This is a genomic window from Paraburkholderia sp. Ac-20340 (assembly GCF_017104965.1).
GTDB lineage: Bacteria > Pseudomonadota > Gammaproteobacteria > Burkholderiales > Burkholderiaceae > Paraburkholderia.
The window spans coordinates 163,883-180,060 of sequence record NZ_JAAGPR010000007.1 but is presented as its reverse complement, the minus strand read 5'-3'; the positions used below and the strand labels follow the sequence as shown (position 1 = coordinate 180,060).

Here is a 16,178-nt window from a genome sequence, read left to right as displayed (position 1 = left end):
AACCAGTCTGGAGACAATCATGTCACGACCCCTTTCGGGTATCCGCGTTCTGGAGCTTGGGCAGCTGATCGCGGGCCCGTTCGCCGGGAAAATGCTCGCTGAGTTCGGCGCGAGCGTCATCAAGGTCGAGCCGCCGGGCAGCGGCGACCCGCTGCGCAAATGGCGTCTGCTGCACGAAGGCACTTCCGTGTGGTGGGCGGCGCAATCGCGCAACAAGCAATCGCTCACGCTCGATCTGCGCGCGCCGGAAGGGCAGGATGTGATCCGTCGTCTCGTATCGGAAACAGACGTGCTGATCGAGAACTTTCGCCCTGGCACGCTCGAGGGCTGGGGTTTGGGCTGGGACGTGCTCAGCGAGATCAACCCGGGGCTCATCATGCTGCGCGTGTCGGGCTATGGTCAGACGGGACCGTATCGCGACCGGCCCGGTTTCGGCGTCGTGGCGGAAGCGATGGGCGGTCTGCGCCATCTCAGCGGCGAGCCAGAACGTACACCGGTGCGCGTGGGGATTTCGATCGGCGATTCGCTTTCCGCGCTGCATGGTGTGATCGGCATCCTGATGGCCTTGCGCCATCGCGAGCAGCAGGGCGGCAAGGGCCAGGTGGTGGACGTCGCGCTTTATGAATCGGTGTTCAACATGATGGAGAGTCTGCTGCCGGAGTATTCGGTGTTCGGCACGGTGCGCCAGCCTGCCGGCAGTAGCTTGCCCGGCATCGCGCCGAGTAATGCCTACCGTTGCAGCGACGGCAAATACGCGCTGATTGCGGGCAACGGCGACAGTATCTATCGCCGCTTGATGGAGTTGATCGAGCGCCCGGATCTGGGCGCCGATCCGGCGCTTGCGCAGAACGACGGACGCGTCGCGCAGGTCGCGCGCATCGACGAGGCGATTGGCGCCTGGTGTGCGCGCCGCACGCTCGACGATGTGCTTGCCGCGCTCAACGAGGCGCGCATTCCGGCGGGGCGTATCTATGACGTGGCGGATATCGCCGCCGATCCGCATTACCACGCCCGCGAGATGATCGTCGAAGACCGCCTGCCCGACGGCACGCCGGTGCAGGTGCCCGGCATCGTGCCGAAGCTGAACGCGACGCCCGGTGTGATCGAGCACAGCGCGCCGACGCTCGGCGAGCATACCGATACGGTGCTGGAATCGATCGGCATCGACGCAGCGACGCGTGACGCCTGGCGCGCACGCGGTGTGATCTGAACGCGGGAGGAGACCATGACGAAGCAGTCAAAACGCCTGTATCTGAACGAAGTCGCAACACGCGACGGCTTCCAGAACGAAGCGGCTTTTATCGATACCGACGATAAAATCGCACTGATCGATGCGCTGAGCGCATGCGGCTACGCGAAGATCGAAGTGACGTCGTTCACTTCGCCGAAAGCGATTCCCGCGCTGCGCGACGCGGAGGCCGTCATGCATGGCATCGCGCGCCAACCGGGCGTGGTCTATACGGTACTTGTGCCGAATGTGCGAGGCGCGGAGCGCGCGCTTTCGTGCAACGTGGACGAAGTGAATCTCGTGATGTCCTTGAGCGAAAGCCACAATCGCGCGAATCTGCGCATGACGCGCGAGCAGTCGTTTGCACAACTCGGCGATGTGATCGACGCAATGCGCGGCACGGGCGTGGCGATCAACGTCTCGCTGTCGACCGCGATGGGCTGTCCGATGGAAGGCGATGTGCCGCTTGCAACCGTGCTCGACTGGATGGCGCGCTTTGCAGAGCGCGGCGTGCATGGCATCACGCTTTGCGATACGACCGGTATGGCTTATCCGAGTCAGGTGCGCGAGCTGTGCGAGCGCTCGCGCGCACAATTCGATGCGCTCGAATTGACGCTGCATTTTCACAATACGCGCGGCATGGCGCTTGCCAATACGCTGGCCGCGCTCGAAGCGGGCATCGTGCGCTTCGATGCGTCGCTCGGCGGGCTCGGTGGCTGTCCGTATGCGCCGGGCGCCACGGGCAACGTCTGCACCGAAGAACTGGTACACATGCTCGAACTGGACGGCTACGATACCGGCGTGAATCTTGCCGCCGTGCTTGATGCGTCGGCGCGTCTGCCTGCGCTGATCGGCCATGACGTGCCGAGCCAGATCCTCAAGGCGGGCCGCCGCACCGACCTTCATCCGTTGCCTGGCGGCGTGCAAGGCATGCCCGAGCAGCGCGCGTTCTCATAAGGAGTGAATCAATGGCATTGATCGATCATCTCGACCATCTGGTCCTGACCTGCGTGGACCCCGAAGCGACGAAGCACTTCTACACGGAAGTGTTGCAGATGCAACTGGAGACCTTTGGCGCGGGGCGCCTCGCGTTTCGTTTCGGCAACCAGAAGATCAATCTGCATGTGCGTGGCGCGGAATTCGAGCCGAAGGCGCACGTGCCGGTGCCCGGCGCGCTCGATCTCTGCTTTATCGCCGCGGTGCCGCTCGATGCGGTGATCACGCATCTGAATGCGTGCGAATGGCCCATTGTGGAAGGACCGGTCGAGCGCACGGGCGCGACGCAGAAGATCCGCTCCGTTTATGTGCGTGATCCCGATCTGAATCTCATCGAAATCTCCGAACTGATCTAAAGTTTCCGATCGGAGAAAAAGTTTTCCCGGATTGTTTTTCTCTTTCGCAGTGAGACGGGGGGCGCCGTCCCGCTGCCGAAAGCATGGGCGATCGAGCCCGTGCACGGACGCGCCACGCGCGTCCGCCTCTCTCGTCCCGCCTGCCGCAGTCCTTCCTCCGTTGCCTTCCTATCGAAGCCCGCTTGGGGCACGCACCTTTCGCATGCGCGCCAGATGCCGCACAATGACCTGATCCATCGGTTCCGTTAGCAAACCTTTCCCCTTGCATCATGGTCAATCCGCTTCATTTCGATCTGCAGTCGTTGCGCGTGTTTCTGCTCGTTTCGGAGCATGGCAGCCTGACCAAGGCCGCCGAGCACGGCCAGCTCACGCTCTCTGCCGTGAGCAAGCGCATTGCGGAACTGGAGAGCGTGACGGACTGCGCGCTCTTTATCCGCCGCGCGCGCGGCGTGGAACTCACGCCCGCCGGCATCGCACTGCTCGAACATGCCACGCGCGTGGTCGATCAGGTCAACCGCATGGCGAGCGAGATGGGCGATTACGCGGCCGGCGTGCGCGGCCACGTGCGCATGTGGGCCAATACCTCGGCGATCGTGCAGTTTCTGCCCGTGGATCTCGCCGGCTTTCTCAACGGGCATCCGGGCATCAAGGTCAGTCTGGAAGAGCGCCTGAGCCATGAGATCGTCGAAGCACTGAACGCAGGCAAGGCCGATATTGGCGTGTTCGCGGACAACGTGCCCGCGCCGGGCGTCGAACGGCGTCTTTATCGGCGTGACGAACTCGTGTTGCTGGTGCCGCAGGGGCATCGCTTTGCAAAGCAGGACATCATTCGTTTTGCGGATACGCTCGACGAAGATTATGTCGGCCTGAGCGACGGCAGTTCGCTGCTCGCCCGCATGACCGACGCAGCGTTCGCCGCCGAGCGCTCGCTCAAGTTGCGCATTCAGGCGTCGAATTTCGATGGCGTGTGCCGCATGATCGAAGCGGGGCTGGGCATTGGCATTCTGCCGCGCGATTCGGTGAGCGACGAGCGCGGCAAGATCGGCGTTTCCAAAGTGAAACTCGCGGATGCGTGGTCCACGCGCACGCTCTGGGTGGGTATCAAGGCGGGCAGTGCGCCGAGTTCGGATATCGTGAGCCTGTTCGACTATATGTCGGCGCGTAGCTGAAAACGTAAATGGCCACGCATTGCGTGGCCTTTCCATCTGCCGGTGCGATTCCAGTCAGTTTCCGGTGCTGGAAGCAGGCTGGAATCGTTTGTGCACGGCGGCTATTTAACGTTCATTGAGCGTCGGATTGGTTGCCGTAATAAACGGATCAAACGTCATATGAGCGTTATCTTCCAGCAGCATGGTAATCGTATATTGGACGTTGTTTCCCGCGCTGTTGACGCGGCCGCCCCAAACCGTTCCGTCGTATTGCGGATAACTTTGCGGATTGACCATATTGGGAATGGCCTGGCCGTTAAACGAAAGAATGGAAATGGATTCGCCAGGGTTGATGGAAACAGCCGACCACACGATCGTATCGCCGTTTTGGCACTTGGTGCGCAATTCATTGGTCCCTTCCGATCCGTCGCCGCTGTAGCCGGTCGAATCGACCATAAAAACATATTTCGCCAGATTGTTTTCAGCAATTGCCTTGGCGACATTGACAAGCACATTCACATAGATCGTAGCCATCATTCCCCCACGTTTTAAAAATATAAGAAGTGAGTCTCCGGTCCTGATGGAACTGGAGTTGAATTTTACGTCAATCACATCGAGACAATACGAAAGCGACTTTCCGGTTCGGCCCTGGGAAAGTGCGCGCTAGATAAAGAATTCATCCGTCGCGCCAAGCGGAATATAGGAGACTTTCTTCGCGAAAGTACCCTCTCAAGAATGATAGGTGAGGGTGGCGATGTTCTTGTAGCGAGTGCTGCGCGATGTTTATGTCGGAATCCGAATTGATTGATTCGAATTCGCGCTGACAGATTGTTATGTCAGCTTATGCGCGCGAGATAAGCGGAGGTACGTATTTGTGTTGTTGCCGGAAATTTAGCGGGGATGCAATTCATTTTCTTGTCATGTAATTTTTTGTAATGGCATCCCGCTAGAAGGTCTGGAATTGATTGCGTTCCAGATCGGCATCATCGCGTTGTTGCAAGTGACGCGTAACGCTCGTTTCTCTTAATGGTTTTTGCTAATGGAGTAAACGCGCGAAAAGAGTGATGACGTGGAGTCGGTTCTGTGATCGATCAAACCGGATTGATTTCGTCCTGACTACGGCGTGTGGTGAGCGGTCCGAGCACACGCAGCGTGATGGCAACAATCGCCAGCGCGCCCGAAATCACGCCAAACATGGCAAGCGGACCGTGTTGGGTCAGCACGGGCAGCAGGATAAAGGGCAGGGCGCTGCTGACGATGCGCGAAAGCGAATACGTGCTGCCGATTGCCGTCGAACGCACGCTCGCGGGGAAAATTTCGGCTTGATAGACGTGGTACGCGTTGCTGAAGACATTCGAAGCGCAAGTCGTCAGCACACCGAAGCAGATAATCATGGCGATGTTATCGGAATAGGCAAAACCCAGACCGAACAACGCAATCGTGACCAGCGAGGCGATCACCAGCGTGCGCCGCTCGATCCAGTTCAGCAGCGGCACGGAAAGCAGCGAGCCGAGCGGATAACCGAGGAACGAGAGCGCCACGAACAGTGTGCTGCCGGTTACGTCGAAACCGCGACTTTTCACTACCACACCCGCAAGCGTGCCGAAGCCGTAATAGCCGAAGCCCTGAAACAGGTGGAAGATCACCAGCATCACATAACGCTTGTCGTAAGGCGCCTTGCCGAGCAGCGCAATGCGTTCGCGCAGGCTCAGCGGATGCTTGCGCTCGCCGCTTTCTGCGAAGTTCGTGGGCATGGCTACCCCGGCGCTATCGGCGAAACGGCGCAGCGTATTGTGGGCTTCCTGCACACGGCCTTGCGCGAGCAGCCAGCGCGGGCTTTCCGGCAGACGATGCTTGACGGCCAGCACGAACACCGCGCCCAGGCTGCCGATCGCGAGAATCACGCGCCATCCCGCGATGCCGTCGTAATGCAGCGGATTGAGCCATACCGCCAGAAAGCCCACCAGCGGCACCGCGATATACGAGGTGGTGTAGGCCCAGGCGGCAAGACGGCCGCGCCGGTCTTTCGGCAGGATTTCGGAGAGGTAGCTGTCCGCCACCGGATAGATCGCGCCCACGCCGACACCGGTGAGAAAGCGACAGATCACCAGCATGCCGGCATTGATCGAGAACGCGCCCAGCAGCGAAAACAGGCTGTACCAGACCAGCGTGAGCAGAAACGCGCGGCGTCGCCCGATGCGATCGGCGAGACTGCCCAGCAGCAGCGAACCAAAGAACATGCCGATAAAGGCCGATGCCAGCAGCAGCTTGAAATCGGTGCTGTGACCGTCGAGACCGTATTCGTTTTGCAGCGCGGACCCGATCGAGCTGACGAGAAAGATCTCGTACATGTCGAAGAACAGGCCGATGCCGACGACCCAGACGACGAAACGGTGCAGTGCACCAACGGGCATCTCGTCCATAAAGGCGCCGAGCGTGGTGGACTGCGGTGCACGGCCGGGCAGTGCGCTGCCGGAGGCTGCGGTGCCGGAGGCCTCGCCCGGGGCATGGCCGCCCAGATTCAGTGGTTGGCTGTTCATCATGTCTCCTGGTATAGGTATGCCGCGGCTCTTCAAGGCCGGCGGTTTGCGCGCTGCCGCATGGGTCCTTTGAGGGATCGTGTGACTTTAGGCGCCTGATACCAGTGTCGGCGATTTTCCCCAGCGCGAAAATTGCGGATGACTCAAGCCTCCTTTCCCGGCGAGAAAGTCTGGCATGCGCGCAAGTCCTCGACATGCTGCGTGTTTCCTATGAGAAATAAACGTCGAATGCGCACGCAACCCAGTTTTTCGATCGGTTTCCCAATTCGCATGCACCAAGGCCAAATCGGCGCAGAATATTGATCCGCGTCACTGTTTCGTGCAGCCGCGAAACCGCGGCCAATCGCCGTAAGCCCAGCCAGACGGGCTTATAACGGCCCCAGTAAGTTGTCTATGCGAGGATCGCTATGGGATCGTATGAGCCTCGATGCCAGAATGCGGGCCGCTTAGCAAGCCGCGACACTCTGTCGCCCTTGTGAGTCGCGCACGCACCTGGAGGTCCCCTCATGAAAAACCACGGCCTGTCACGGCGGGGTTTTCTCAAAGCCAGCATGCTGGCGGGCGTGGCGGTATATGTGGCGCCGTTCGGCAGCCGCGCATTCGCTGCCCTGTTCGAAGAAAAACTCCTCACACCGGTCAAATGGGATGCCGCTACCGGCGCACCCAAGTTCCGTATCGACGGTATCGCCAAAGTCACGGGCTCGAAAGTCTTCGCGCGTGACGTTCGCGCCGCCGACATGCCCCATTGGCCGCAACAGCAGTCGCACGCGCTGATTCTGCGCACGACCCAGGCCGACCGCCTCTACGAAGGCTTCGACCTGAGCCTGCTCGGCGACGATCTCAAGCCCGACCGCGTTGTCACCGCCGACGATCTCGCGCGCGATGGCCTGGCGTTCCCCGCCTTCTACGGCGACGATATGCTGCTGCCCGCGGGCAAGACGCCCGCCTATCTGGGCCAGGCGGTTGCGATCCTGATCTATCACGATTTCGCGCGCTTTCGCTTTGCGAAGAATGCGCTCAAGTTCCGCGACGATGTGATCCGCTACGGCGCGCAGACCGGCTCGCTCGAACGCGATCCGTGGGGCACCTTCCGCTTCGTGCGCGTGGGCGGCAAGACGGCCTATGACGACGATGTCTATTCGAGCCTCAAGGACGCGCCGATTTTCCCGAGCATGATGCGCAAGCACGCGCCGGTCTGGCCGGACGGCAACGAGCACGGCAAGCTCGACGAGCAGGGCATGTTCCACGCCGGTCGTATCGCCGATGAACTCGATCATCCGTCGGGCGACTGGCTGGTGTTCGATCGCGAGTACAACACCCAGTCGATCGATACCGCCGCGCTGGAACCGGACAACGCGAACGGCTGGTACGACGCCGCCACGCAGTCGCTGCATATGGTCGTGCCCACGCAGTCGCCGCTCGAAGTGGCGGATGCGGCTGCGGGCATGGTTGCGAAGTGCGCGTATCCGGTGAAGCAGTTGTTTCTGCATCCGTGCTACACGGTGGGCTACGGCTCGAAGGATCACTACAACGTGCCGTTCTACGGCTTCGTGGCGGCGCTTTATGGCGAAGGCCGCCCGGTGCGCTTCGCGAACGACCGCTACGAGCAGTTCCAGACGTCGATCAAGCGCCACGCGTTCAAGATGCATTACCGCATCGCTGTCGATCGCAAGACCGGCATGCTGCAATCGTTCAAGGGCGATTTCGAGGCCAACGGCGGCGGCCGCTGCAACTTCTCGCCTTCGGTGGCGATGGTGGGCGCGACGGCCGCGCAATCGATCTATTACTTCCCGAAGAACGACTTCGCGGCCGTGGCGATTGCGTCGCGCGCCATCGACGCGGGTTCCGCCCGCGGCTACGGCACGCTGCAAAGCATGGCCGCAACCGAAATGGCCGTCGATGAAATCGCCGCTCAACTGGGTGTCGATCCGATCGATTTCCGCATCAAAAATGCGCTGCGTTCCGGCATGAAAAACACGCAGGGCGCGATTCCCGCCGGTGCGATCCGCGTGGACGATGTGCTCGAGCGTGCGAAGGTGCATCCGCTCTGGACCGGTCGCGCGAAACGCAAGACCGAGTACGAAGCGGCGAATCCGGGCAAGCGCTATGGCGTGGGTTTTGCCTGCGTGCAAAAAGACTTTGGTACGGGATCCGAAGCATCGCTTGCGAAAGTCGAATTCGACGAAAACGGCAATATCGCTTTGCAGCATACGGGCGCGGAAATCGGCACGGGAATGTCGACTTCGCAGGCCGTGGCGGTGGCGAAGTGGCTCGGCAAGCCCGCAGCGGATATTCGCGTGGCCGTGACGGACTGGCCGGATCTGCCGGTCGTCACGAGCGGCGATCCTTATATGATGAGCCAGGCCGATCAGGACAAGGCCAGTGCGAATCCGCGCTGGACGCCCAATATCGCCTCGCCGTCGAGCGCGACGAATTCGGCGTTCTACTTCACGCATAGCACGCGCGAAGCGGCGCGCGCGCTGTTTCGCTTCGGCCTGTGGCCGGCGGCGATGGCGATCTGGGGGCAGGGCATCGGCGGTGGCCAGGCAGCGCCGCTGGTGGTGCGTATCGAAGACGCGCGCTGGGTCGATGGCAAGCTCACCGCAGCCGGGCTCGAACCGCTGCCGCTCGAACGGCTTGCAAAGCAGGCGCATACGATGGGCTTGCCGACGGGCGCGGCCGTGCACGTGTTCAACCGCTGGCAATGGGCCGAAGCCGAGTTCGATATGGGCGGCACGATCGAGCGCATGCCGATCGACGCGTTGTCGCTGCGTTACGGTAAGGGCGATAACAGCGCAGCCAGTAACAAAACCGTTGCGCCCGCAACGTTGCCGGTGACTGCAAACGGTTACCGTGTGCTGGACCGCAAGCGCGTTTTCATTCCGCCGATGAGCCGCAATAACGCGGCCGTGACTTACTACAGCGCGGTCGGCACGCTGGTCGAACTCGCGGTGCACGAAGCCAGCGGCAAGGTCGAACTGCTCACGCATCACTCGATCATGGAGTGCGGTAATCAGATCTCGCCGCAACTGGTTTCTGGCCAGTTGCAAGGCGGTCTGGCGATGGGCATCGGCCACGCGCTGCACGAATATCTGCCGCTCTATGAGGACGGCCCCGGCAACGGCACCTGGAACTTCAATCGTTACCAGTTGCCGCGCGCATCGGACGTGGCCGTCTGGTCGCAGACCGGCGAAGTGCTCGCGCCGCTGTCCGATACCGATCCGCCCAAGGGCATCGCCGAAGTGGTGATGATTCCCGTGGTTGGCGCGATCGTAAACGGCATCGCGCACGCCATCGGCCATCGTTTTACCGACCTGCCGGTGACCCCGCAAAACATTCAGGAGGTGCTCGCATGACGCAGGCCCAATCCGCTGCTTCCGCGGTGAGCGCCAGCGCCGCCGCGGCGTCCGCCACCGCGGCTTCGGCCGTGCCCGCTCAGCCGGCTGCGCCGGTCGAGCGTCCGCTCGTGCAATACAAGCCCAAGGCGCTTGCGCTGACGATCAACGATAAAGCCGTCGGCCCGATGCAGGTTCCCGAAGGTCTCATGATGATCGAGTTCCTGCACGAGTACGCGGGCCTCACGGGCTCGCGTCTGGGCTGCGGGCAGGGCGTGTGCCACGCCTGCGTGGTGATCGTCGATCAACCCGACGGCACGAGCGAGGAAATGCGTACCTGCATCACCGGCGCGCACTTCTTCAATGGCCGCAAGATTCGCACGATCGAAGGCCACGCGAAGCGCAACGAAGCGGGCGAAGTGGTCGAGCTTTCGCCGGTGCAGCAGAAGTTTCTCGAACACTTCAGCTTCCAGTGCGGCTACTGCACGCCGGGCTTCGTCAACGCCGCAACGGTGCTGATCGAACGCCTCAAGCGCGAACCCGTTGCGAAGGCCGATGTCGAAAGCACCATCATGAGCGCGCTCGACGGCCATCTGTGCCGTTGCACGGGCTACGTGCGCTACTACGAGGCAGTCAAGGACGTGGTGATGAGCACGCCCGGTCTCGTGAAGGACGCGGCATGAAGCGCGCTCTCGTTGATCGATTCGCGCATGGCGTGCTGGCGGCGGCCTGCGCGCTGAGTGTGCTCACGCTGGCGGCCTGCGGTCAGGAAGAATCGACCCCATCGCACGACGCCTTCACGCCCACGCCCGAACAGGTCGCGCACGGCCGCTATCTGGTCAAGGCCGCCGACTGCGCCGCGTGCCATACCTCGCAGGACGGCGCGCCGTTCGCGGGCGGCGTGAAAATCGCCTCGCCTTATGGTGCGTTCTACGGCTCGAATATCACGCCGGACAAGCAACACGGCATCGGCAACTGGAGCGCCGACGACTTCTATCGCGCCCTGCACGACGGCAATGCACGCGGCAAGCATCTGTATCCGTCGATGCCTTACACGTCGTACCGGCAGCTCACGCGCGCGGATTCGGACGCGATCTACGCCTACCTGATGACGGTGAAACAGGCGCCGGTCGAGAACCACGCGCACGACCTCAAGTTCCCGTACAACCTGCGCTTCGGCATGGCGTTGTGGGACATGGTGTTCCTGAAGGATACGTTGCCGGATGCCTCGGCGGGGCAATCGGCGGACTGGCAACGCGGACGCTACCTCGCGAACGCGCTCGGCCACTGCGCCGAATGCCATACGCCGCGTAATTTCGCGGGCCAGCTGGTGGATGCGAAACCGCTTTCGGGCGCGGCGCTCGGGCGCGTGATTGCACCGGACATCACGCCGGCGGGTCTCGCGGCGCGCGGCTGGACGGCCGCCGATCTGCAGCGTTTCTTCAGCGTGGGCATCGCGCCGCAAGGCTCGGCGTTCGGCGAGATGTATCCGGTCGTGCATCTGAGCACGCAATACCTCACGAACGACGATGTGCGCGCGCTGGGTGTCTATCTGCTCGGCGATACGCCGCCTGCGCCGCAACCGCTGCCGGCGGTCTCAGCCGATGGCGCTGCGCTCGCGGCAGGACGTTCGGTCTATCTGGCCGTGTGTGCGGGTTGTCACGGACTGGCGGGCGAGGGCAAGCCGCACGTTGCGGTGGCGATGAACGGCAATTCCACGCTGCGTCAGGCCGATCCGCACAACCTGCTGGTGGCGATGCTCGATGGTATCGATACGCAGAAGTTCGCGGGCGTCGAAAACATGCAGGCAATGCCGGCGTTTGCGTCGACCTTGAGCGACGAGGAACTCGCGCAACTGGCGAACTATCTGCGCGCGACGTGGGGCGGGCAAGCCGCTAACGTGGCCGCAGGCGATGTGAAGGCGCTGCGTTAATCGCGTGCGAGGAGGACGGTGCTTGCACCGTCCTCATGCGCGGATATAGCGCTTCGCCAGCGCCTCATAAAGCGGCGGCGCGAAAATCTTCGACACCTGGCTCGAAATCAGCGCGGTCGCCATCAGCGAAAGCACCAGCGCGTGTCCGTTGATCATTTCGATCACGATGACAAACGCCGTAATCGGGCTTTGCGTGACCGCGGCCAGGTAACCCACCATGCCGAGCGCGATCAGCATCGGCAATTGCATTTGCCCGAACACCATATGCAGGGCATTGCCGATGCCCGCACCAATCGCCAGCGACGGCGCGAACAGACCGCCCGGCGTGCCCGGCAGATACGAACCCACCATCGACGCCATCTTGAGCAGCGGATAAGCCGCACCGAGTTGCGAATGTCCTTCGAGCATGTTGCGCGCTTCCGCGTAGCCGCTGCCGAACAGATGCCCGCCGCTGGCCACGCCGATCACGGCGATAAAGAGCCCGCACGCGGCGCCGAATACCACCGGTCGTTGCGTGCGCAACGTCAGCAGTTTCGACGGCATCCAGCGCGGCGTATTGAGCAATAGCCAGCAGAAAAATCCGCCTGCCACACCCGTCAGCACGCCCACGAGCAAGACGGCCGCCGCGAGCAGATTCGGAAAATGCCCGTCGATGGCGATGGTGCCGAAATAAACGTAATTGCCTTGCAGCGCGAGCGAAACGACGCCTGCAAAGATGATTGCCGTAATCAGCACGCCGCTGGTGCGCTGCTCGAAACTGCGCGTCAATTCTTCGATGGCGAACACGACGCCCGCAAGCGGCGCGTTGAATGCCGCCGACAGGCCGGCCGCCGCGCCCGCAAGCGCGAGCTTGTGTTCGAGCCCGACGCCATAGATGCTGCGCAGCCGCGCCGGATAGAAACGCCGCAGGCTGAACATCAGCGCCGCGCCGACGTGGATCGTCGGACCTTCGCGGCCAATGGTGAAGCCGCCGAGTATCGCCAGAAACGAAACCGCGATCTTGCCGACCAGAATGCGCAGCGTCAGCAGACGCGGGCCGAGTGTGCGCACGTCATGCAGCGTGGCGATGACCTGCGGAATGCCGCTGCCTTCCGAACCCGGGAACCATCGGCGGGTGATCCAGACGCCCAGCGCCGCGACCGCCGGCGTGACGATCAGCGGCAGCCAGAAGGCGTGCGCGGTCATCTTCAGGAACAGGTCGTAGCCGTAGTCGATCAGCCGCGCGTAGAGCACCGCGACGAGACCCGTCACGACCGCGCCGAGCCAGAACATGCCGAAATAGAGCCAGCGTCGCTGGCTGCGCAGGATGGCGCGGCGGTCGATAAGGGTCAGGATTCGCATAAGAGCGCTGGGAAAATGCCGATTAAGGCATATTGTGACATAAATTTTAACGTCACCCAGGCCGCGCGGGCAAAGCGAGGCCTGGTGCTACTCGGCGGCTTGATCGAAGACCCAGCGGAACGCGCCGTACAGCGCCTTGTGCTGGGCCGCGAGATCGAGCAGGAAAGACTCGCCTTTGGGCGTGAGATGCACCTGTACCTGACGGCGATCGGCGGGATCGGTTTTACGCGTCACGAGTCCGGCCGATTCGCAGCGGGAAACCAGCGCGGCGGTGCCGTTGGGCGCGGCCTGCAGGCGTTCGGCCAGTTCGCCCACGGTGGCCCATTGCCGGTCCGGGAAGCCGCAGACATGCAGCAGCAACTGATATTGGAGCGTGGTGATGCCGGCGGCATTGGCGATTTCCTCGGACGCGCGCAGGAATTTACGCAAGTCGTAGCGGAAGGCCGACATGGCTTCGAGGTCGTGCTTGTGCGGAAGCGTGGGGCGGGCGGGTTTGGCGGGGTTCATCTGTGCTCCTTGGTGCGTTGCCGGCTGTGCTGTACAGGTGCCAGCACGGCCAGCCGCCAGGAGGTTACCACGCGCCTGCATTCACGGTCTTTGCGGCGCTGCCCATGATTTTTACGCCTGCTTTACGCGAAGCCCGATACGCTGCTTGTCATCGACACAACGCACGCTTGCCGTGCCCAATCGCATGCAACACGCTCATTCCGTAGCGGTTTCTTCGACGCTTCCTGTCCTGCGCCGTTCGAGCGCCGCGGTTCTGCCGTTTCGCGCGCCGCGCGCGTGGCTCGATATTGCGCTCGAAAGCAAGACGCTGGCCGATTCGCGCGCAAATCTGGTGGCGCTGCTGCATTCGGCATTAGGTGTCTATGTGACGCGCACGTGCGAGCGCGGCGAGTCGGTGATCGTTCGGCTCGATATCGCGCCCGAGGATTTCGGCTTCACCTTGCATACGCTGCTGGGTGTCGTGCCGGAGGCAACGGTGAGCGCACTGCGCCCGCGCCACGACAGCGAGGCGAACTAATATGTACAAAGGAATCTGGCTGCCGCTCGTGACACCGTTTCGCGAAGGCACCGTGGACGTGGCCGCGCTCGAAGTCTTGACGGAACTATCCGTCGATAGCGGAATCGCAGGGCTCGTCGCATTGGGGACGACCGGCGAGGCGGCCTTACTGGACCGCAGCGAACGCAGCACGGTGATGCAGGCGATTATCGAAGTCGTCGCGGGACGTATTCCCGTGATCGCAGGCGTGGGCGGTATCGACACGGCAGATTTCGTCGATGAAATCCACCGGCTGGAAGTCTGGGATCTGGCCGGTTATCTGGTGAGTGCGCCGGCGTATCTGTGCCCGAATCAGGCTGGGCTGCTCTGGCATTTCACTCAGACGGCTCAGGTCACCGGGCGCGATATTGTGCTTTACGATGTGCCGCATCGAACTGGAGTTGGTATTTTTGCGGAGACAGTTTCCGAATTAATACGTATTCCTAATATAAAGGCGATCAAGGCATGCGCGCGCGAACGCTTCGATGCGTTCGGCGCGCTGCCCATCGCCATGTTGTGCGGCAACGACGATGCGTTTCTCGATTGCCTGCGTGCAGGCGCAACCGGTGGCATTCTGGCGAGCGCCCACGTGTGTGCCGATCTGCTCGCACACGTGCAACAGCTTTTCAGCGCAGGGCAGGGAGAAGAAGCAACGCAGTTATTCGCGCATCTCGAACCGGTTCTACGTTTGCTGTTCGCCGCGCCCAACCCCAGCGCAATCAAGGCGATGATGTCGCTCGACGCAAGCATGCGCGCCGAAACGCGCATGCCCATCACGCCCGCCGACGAGACTCTCGTGCGCCGCCTCGCAGCGGCGCGCATTGAACTCGACGAATTGCGGGCGCTTATCGGCCAGCCGCAGCCGCCTGCGCAACAAGCGGCGCACGCGCTGCTGCGACGTCTTCGTCAACCAGCGACGCGACCGCATCGGCCGTAGCCGCCGAAAGCGTCCAGCCCAGATGCCCGTGCCCCGTGTTGTAGAAGACGTTGCGCTGCCGCCCGCGTCCGACCTTCGGCAACATGCTGGGCAGCATCGGCCGCAGACCCGCCCACGGGATCACGCGCGAAGTCGAGATCGAAGGGAAGTGCTCACGCGCCCAGCGCACCAGCGGCTCGATGCGATCCGAGCGGATATCGCGATTCGCGCCATTGATTTCGGCCGTGCCGGCGATGCGAAAACGATCCGCTCCCAGCCGGCTCGTGACGATTTTTGCGGCGTCGTCGAGCAGGCTCACCCACGGTGCGGAGGCGCGGCTCGCTTCGTCGTCCAGACACACGGTAATCGAGTAGCCTTTCACGGGATATACGTTGACGTGATCGCCCACCTGCGCGGCCAGAGCGCGGCTGCCTACGCCCGCGCAAATCACGACGCGGTCGAATGTGGCCGTCGAAGGCAAGGCGTCGCGCACGGAAGCGATTTCAACTTTGCCGCTTGAAGCATCGACAATCGATTGCACGCTTGTGTCGTATTGAAACGCCACGCCCAGACGCTCGCAGGCTTGCGCGAGACCCCGCGTGAATTTATGAATATCGCCGGTGGAATCGGATTCGGTGAAGAAGCCGCCGAAGAAGTCACCCTGAAGCGTGGGTTCGATGGCGCGGATTTCATCGGGCGTGACGGCGCGCCGGTCGAGTCCGCCTTCGCGCAAGAGCGTATTCACTTTCGTCGCGGCATTGAATTCATTTTTCGTTGCATAGAAGTGCAAAATACCGCGCTGTTCGTGATCGAAATCGATGGACTCTCTTTGCGCAATCGAAAAGAGATGTTCGCGCGCCGCAATGGCGAGCCGCACCGTTTCGATCGTATTGCTGCGGTAGTTTGGAATCTGGCGCAGAAACTCGCCAATCCACGAGTATTTATGCCAGTTGGGGCGCGGATTCATCAGCAGTGGCGCATCGCGCCGCATCATCCAGCGCAGGCCTTTTAGCACCGTGGCGCGGCTGTTCCAGACTTCCGCATTGCTGGCGGATAGCTGGCCGCCGTTCGCAAACGACGTTTCCATCGCTGCATAGCGGTGACGATCGATGACGGTGACGCTATGGCCGCGCCGTGCGAGTGCATAGGCGGTGGTGACGCCGGTAATGCCGGCGCCGATAACGGCGATTCGTGACATGACATGGTCCAGAGTGCGTGAAGCGCATTAGGCATCGCCGGCCGATTGCAACCGGCGCCGATGCCCCATCTGTCCATGTACCTGAGAGTTTCGCCTGCGTGCTTACGGCGCGCGAGGCTCCCCTTCGGTGGGCGCCATCGTTGCG

14 protein-coding genes are annotated in these 16,178 nt (G+C 62.1%); 9 read left to right on the top strand and 5 right to left on the bottom strand.

Annotated features, from left to right (window positions below):
* The first annotated feature begins 19 nt into the window (after positions 1 to 19).
* From G3N59_RS11975 to G3N59_RS11960, 4 genes are all read left to right on the top strand, one after another.
* Positions 20 to 1,210, top strand: coding sequence for a CoA transferase (locus G3N59_RS11975; RefSeq protein ID WP_205982820.1), 1,191 nt, complete (start codon positions 20 to 22; stop codon positions 1,208 to 1,210).
* A gap of 15 nt (positions 1,211 to 1,225) precedes the next feature.
* Complete coding sequence (locus G3N59_RS11970) at positions 1,226 to 2,185, top strand: hydroxymethylglutaryl-CoA lyase (RefSeq protein ID WP_205982819.1); 960 nt, start codon at positions 1,226 to 1,228, stop codon at positions 2,183 to 2,185.
* An 11-nt stretch (positions 2,186 to 2,196) separates the two neighbouring features.
* Positions 2,197 to 2,580 (top strand): VOC family protein, encoded by a 384-nt coding sequence (locus G3N59_RS11965; RefSeq protein WP_205982818.1) that lies wholly within the window; start codon positions 2,197 to 2,199, stop codon positions 2,578 to 2,580.
* Positions 2,581 to 2,849: 269 nt separating this feature from the next.
* Positions 2,850 to 3,749, top strand: a complete 900-nt coding sequence (locus G3N59_RS11960; protein WP_205982817.1) for a LysR family transcriptional regulator — start codon at positions 2,850 to 2,852, stop codon at positions 3,747 to 3,749.
* 105 nt (positions 3,750 to 3,854) lie between these two features.
* On the opposite strand, the gene G3N59_RS11955 is transcribed toward G3N59_RS11960, so the two are convergent.
* Together G3N59_RS11955 and G3N59_RS11950 are read right to left on the bottom strand one after the other, a co-directional pair.
* On the bottom strand, positions 3,855 to 4,265 hold the full coding sequence (locus G3N59_RS11955; protein WP_241023387.1) for a hypothetical protein: 411 nt from the start codon (positions 4,263 to 4,265) through the stop codon (positions 3,855 to 3,857).
* A 554-nt stretch (positions 4,266 to 4,819) separates the two neighbouring features.
* Positions 4,820 to 6,268 carry an MFS transporter gene (locus tag G3N59_RS11950; protein ID WP_205982816.1) on the bottom strand — a complete coding sequence of 483 codons (1,449 nt, stop codon included), beginning with the start codon at positions 6,266 to 6,268 and terminating at the stop codon, positions 4,820 to 4,822.
* Between the two features lie 506 nt (positions 6,269 to 6,774).
* Here G3N59_RS11950 and G3N59_RS11945 point away from each other — a divergent pair.
* The 3 genes from G3N59_RS11945 to G3N59_RS11935 are packed head-to-tail and all read left to right on the top strand — an operon-like array spanning position 6,775 to position 11,536.
* A complete protein-coding gene (locus G3N59_RS11945; RefSeq protein ID WP_205982815.1) occupies positions 6,775 to 9,624 on the top strand; it encodes a molybdopterin cofactor-binding domain-containing protein in 2,850 nt (949 codons plus the stop codon).
* Positions 9,621 to 10,286, top strand: coding sequence for a (2Fe-2S)-binding protein (locus tag G3N59_RS11940; RefSeq protein ID WP_205982814.1), 666 nt, complete (start codon positions 9,621 to 9,623; stop codon positions 10,284 to 10,286). Before G3N59_RS11945 ends, G3N59_RS11940 begins: the two co-directional genes overlap by 4 nt.
* The gene (locus G3N59_RS11935) at positions 10,283 to 11,536 is read left to right on the top strand and encodes a cytochrome c (protein WP_205982813.1); all 1,254 of its coding nucleotides are present in this window, start codon (positions 10,283 to 10,285) and stop codon (positions 11,534 to 11,536) included. Before G3N59_RS11940 ends, G3N59_RS11935 begins: the two co-directional genes overlap by 4 nt.
* 33 nt (positions 11,537 to 11,569) lie before the next feature.
* On the opposite strand, the gene G3N59_RS11930 is transcribed toward G3N59_RS11935, so the two are convergent.
* Both G3N59_RS11930 and G3N59_RS11925 read right to left on the bottom strand, forming a co-directional pair.
* Complete coding sequence (locus G3N59_RS11930; protein ID WP_205982812.1) at positions 11,570 to 12,877, bottom strand: chloride channel protein; 1,308 nt, start codon at positions 12,875 to 12,877, stop codon at positions 11,570 to 11,572.
* 87 nt (positions 12,878 to 12,964) lie between these two features.
* Complete coding sequence (locus tag G3N59_RS11925) at positions 12,965 to 13,384, bottom strand: MarR family winged helix-turn-helix transcriptional regulator (RefSeq protein WP_205982811.1); 420 nt, start codon at positions 13,382 to 13,384, stop codon at positions 12,965 to 12,967.
* Positions 13,385 to 13,529: 145 nt separating this feature from the next.
* Between G3N59_RS11925 and G3N59_RS11920 the strand changes: the two genes are divergently transcribed.
* Both G3N59_RS11920 and G3N59_RS11915 read left to right on the top strand, forming a co-directional pair.
* A complete protein-coding gene (locus G3N59_RS11920; protein ID WP_205982810.1) occupies positions 13,530 to 13,901 on the top strand; it encodes a hypothetical protein in 372 nt (123 codons plus the stop codon).
* Position 13,902: 1 nt separating this feature from the next.
* The gene (locus tag G3N59_RS11915; protein WP_205982809.1) at positions 13,903 to 14,856 is read left to right on the top strand and encodes a 4-hydroxy-tetrahydrodipicolinate synthase; all 954 of its coding nucleotides are present in this window, start codon (positions 13,903 to 13,905) and stop codon (positions 14,854 to 14,856) included.
* Here the strand turns inward: G3N59_RS11915 and G3N59_RS11910 are convergent.
* Complete coding sequence (locus G3N59_RS11910; protein ID WP_205982808.1) at positions 14,765 to 16,033, bottom strand: D-amino acid dehydrogenase; 1,269 nt, start codon at positions 16,031 to 16,033, stop codon at positions 14,765 to 14,767. The genes G3N59_RS11915 and G3N59_RS11910 overlap by 92 nt on opposite strands.
* Positions 16,034 to 16,178 lie beyond the last annotated feature (145 nt).

Bases quoted from the DNA above. Each gene is read 5' to 3' on its own strand.
- G3N59_RS11975 (WP_205982820.1), top strand. From the start codon at position 20: ATGTCACGACCCCTTTCGGGTATCCGCGTTCTGGAGCTTGGGCAGCTG.
- G3N59_RS11970 (WP_205982819.1), top strand. From the start codon at position 1,226: ATGACGAAGCAGTCAAAACGCCTGTATCTGAACGAAGTCGCAACACGC.
- G3N59_RS11965 (WP_205982818.1), top strand. From the start codon at position 2,197: ATGGCATTGATCGATCATCTCGACCATCTGGTCCTGACCTGCGTGGAC.
- G3N59_RS11960 (WP_205982817.1), top strand. From the start codon at position 2,850: ATGGTCAATCCGCTTCATTTCGATCTGCAGTCGTTGCGCGTGTTTCTG.
- G3N59_RS11955 (WP_241023387.1), bottom strand. From the start codon at position 4,265: ATGATGGCTACGATCTATGTGAATGTGCTTGTCAATGTCGCCAAGGCA.
- G3N59_RS11950 (WP_205982816.1), bottom strand. From the start codon at position 6,268: ATGAACAGCCAACCACTGAATCTGGGCGGCCATGCCCCGGGCGAGGCC.
- G3N59_RS11945 (WP_205982815.1), top strand. From the start codon at position 6,775: ATGAAAAACCACGGCCTGTCACGGCGGGGTTTTCTCAAAGCCAGCATG.
- G3N59_RS11940 (WP_205982814.1), top strand. From the start codon at position 9,621: ATGACGCAGGCCCAATCCGCTGCTTCCGCGGTGAGCGCCAGCGCCGCC.
- G3N59_RS11935 (WP_205982813.1), top strand. From the start codon at position 10,283: ATGAAGCGCGCTCTCGTTGATCGATTCGCGCATGGCGTGCTGGCGGCG.
- G3N59_RS11930 (WP_205982812.1), bottom strand. From the start codon at position 12,877: ATGCGAATCCTGACCCTTATCGACCGCCGCGCCATCCTGCGCAGCCAG.
- G3N59_RS11925 (WP_205982811.1), bottom strand. From the start codon at position 13,384: ATGAACCCCGCCAAACCCGCCCGCCCCACGCTTCCGCACAAGCACGAC.
- G3N59_RS11915 (WP_205982809.1), top strand. From the start codon at position 13,903: ATGTACAAAGGAATCTGGCTGCCGCTCGTGACACCGTTTCGCGAAGGC.
- G3N59_RS11910 (WP_205982808.1), bottom strand. From the start codon at position 16,033: ATGTCACGAATCGCCGTTATCGGCGCCGGCATTACCGGCGTCACCACC.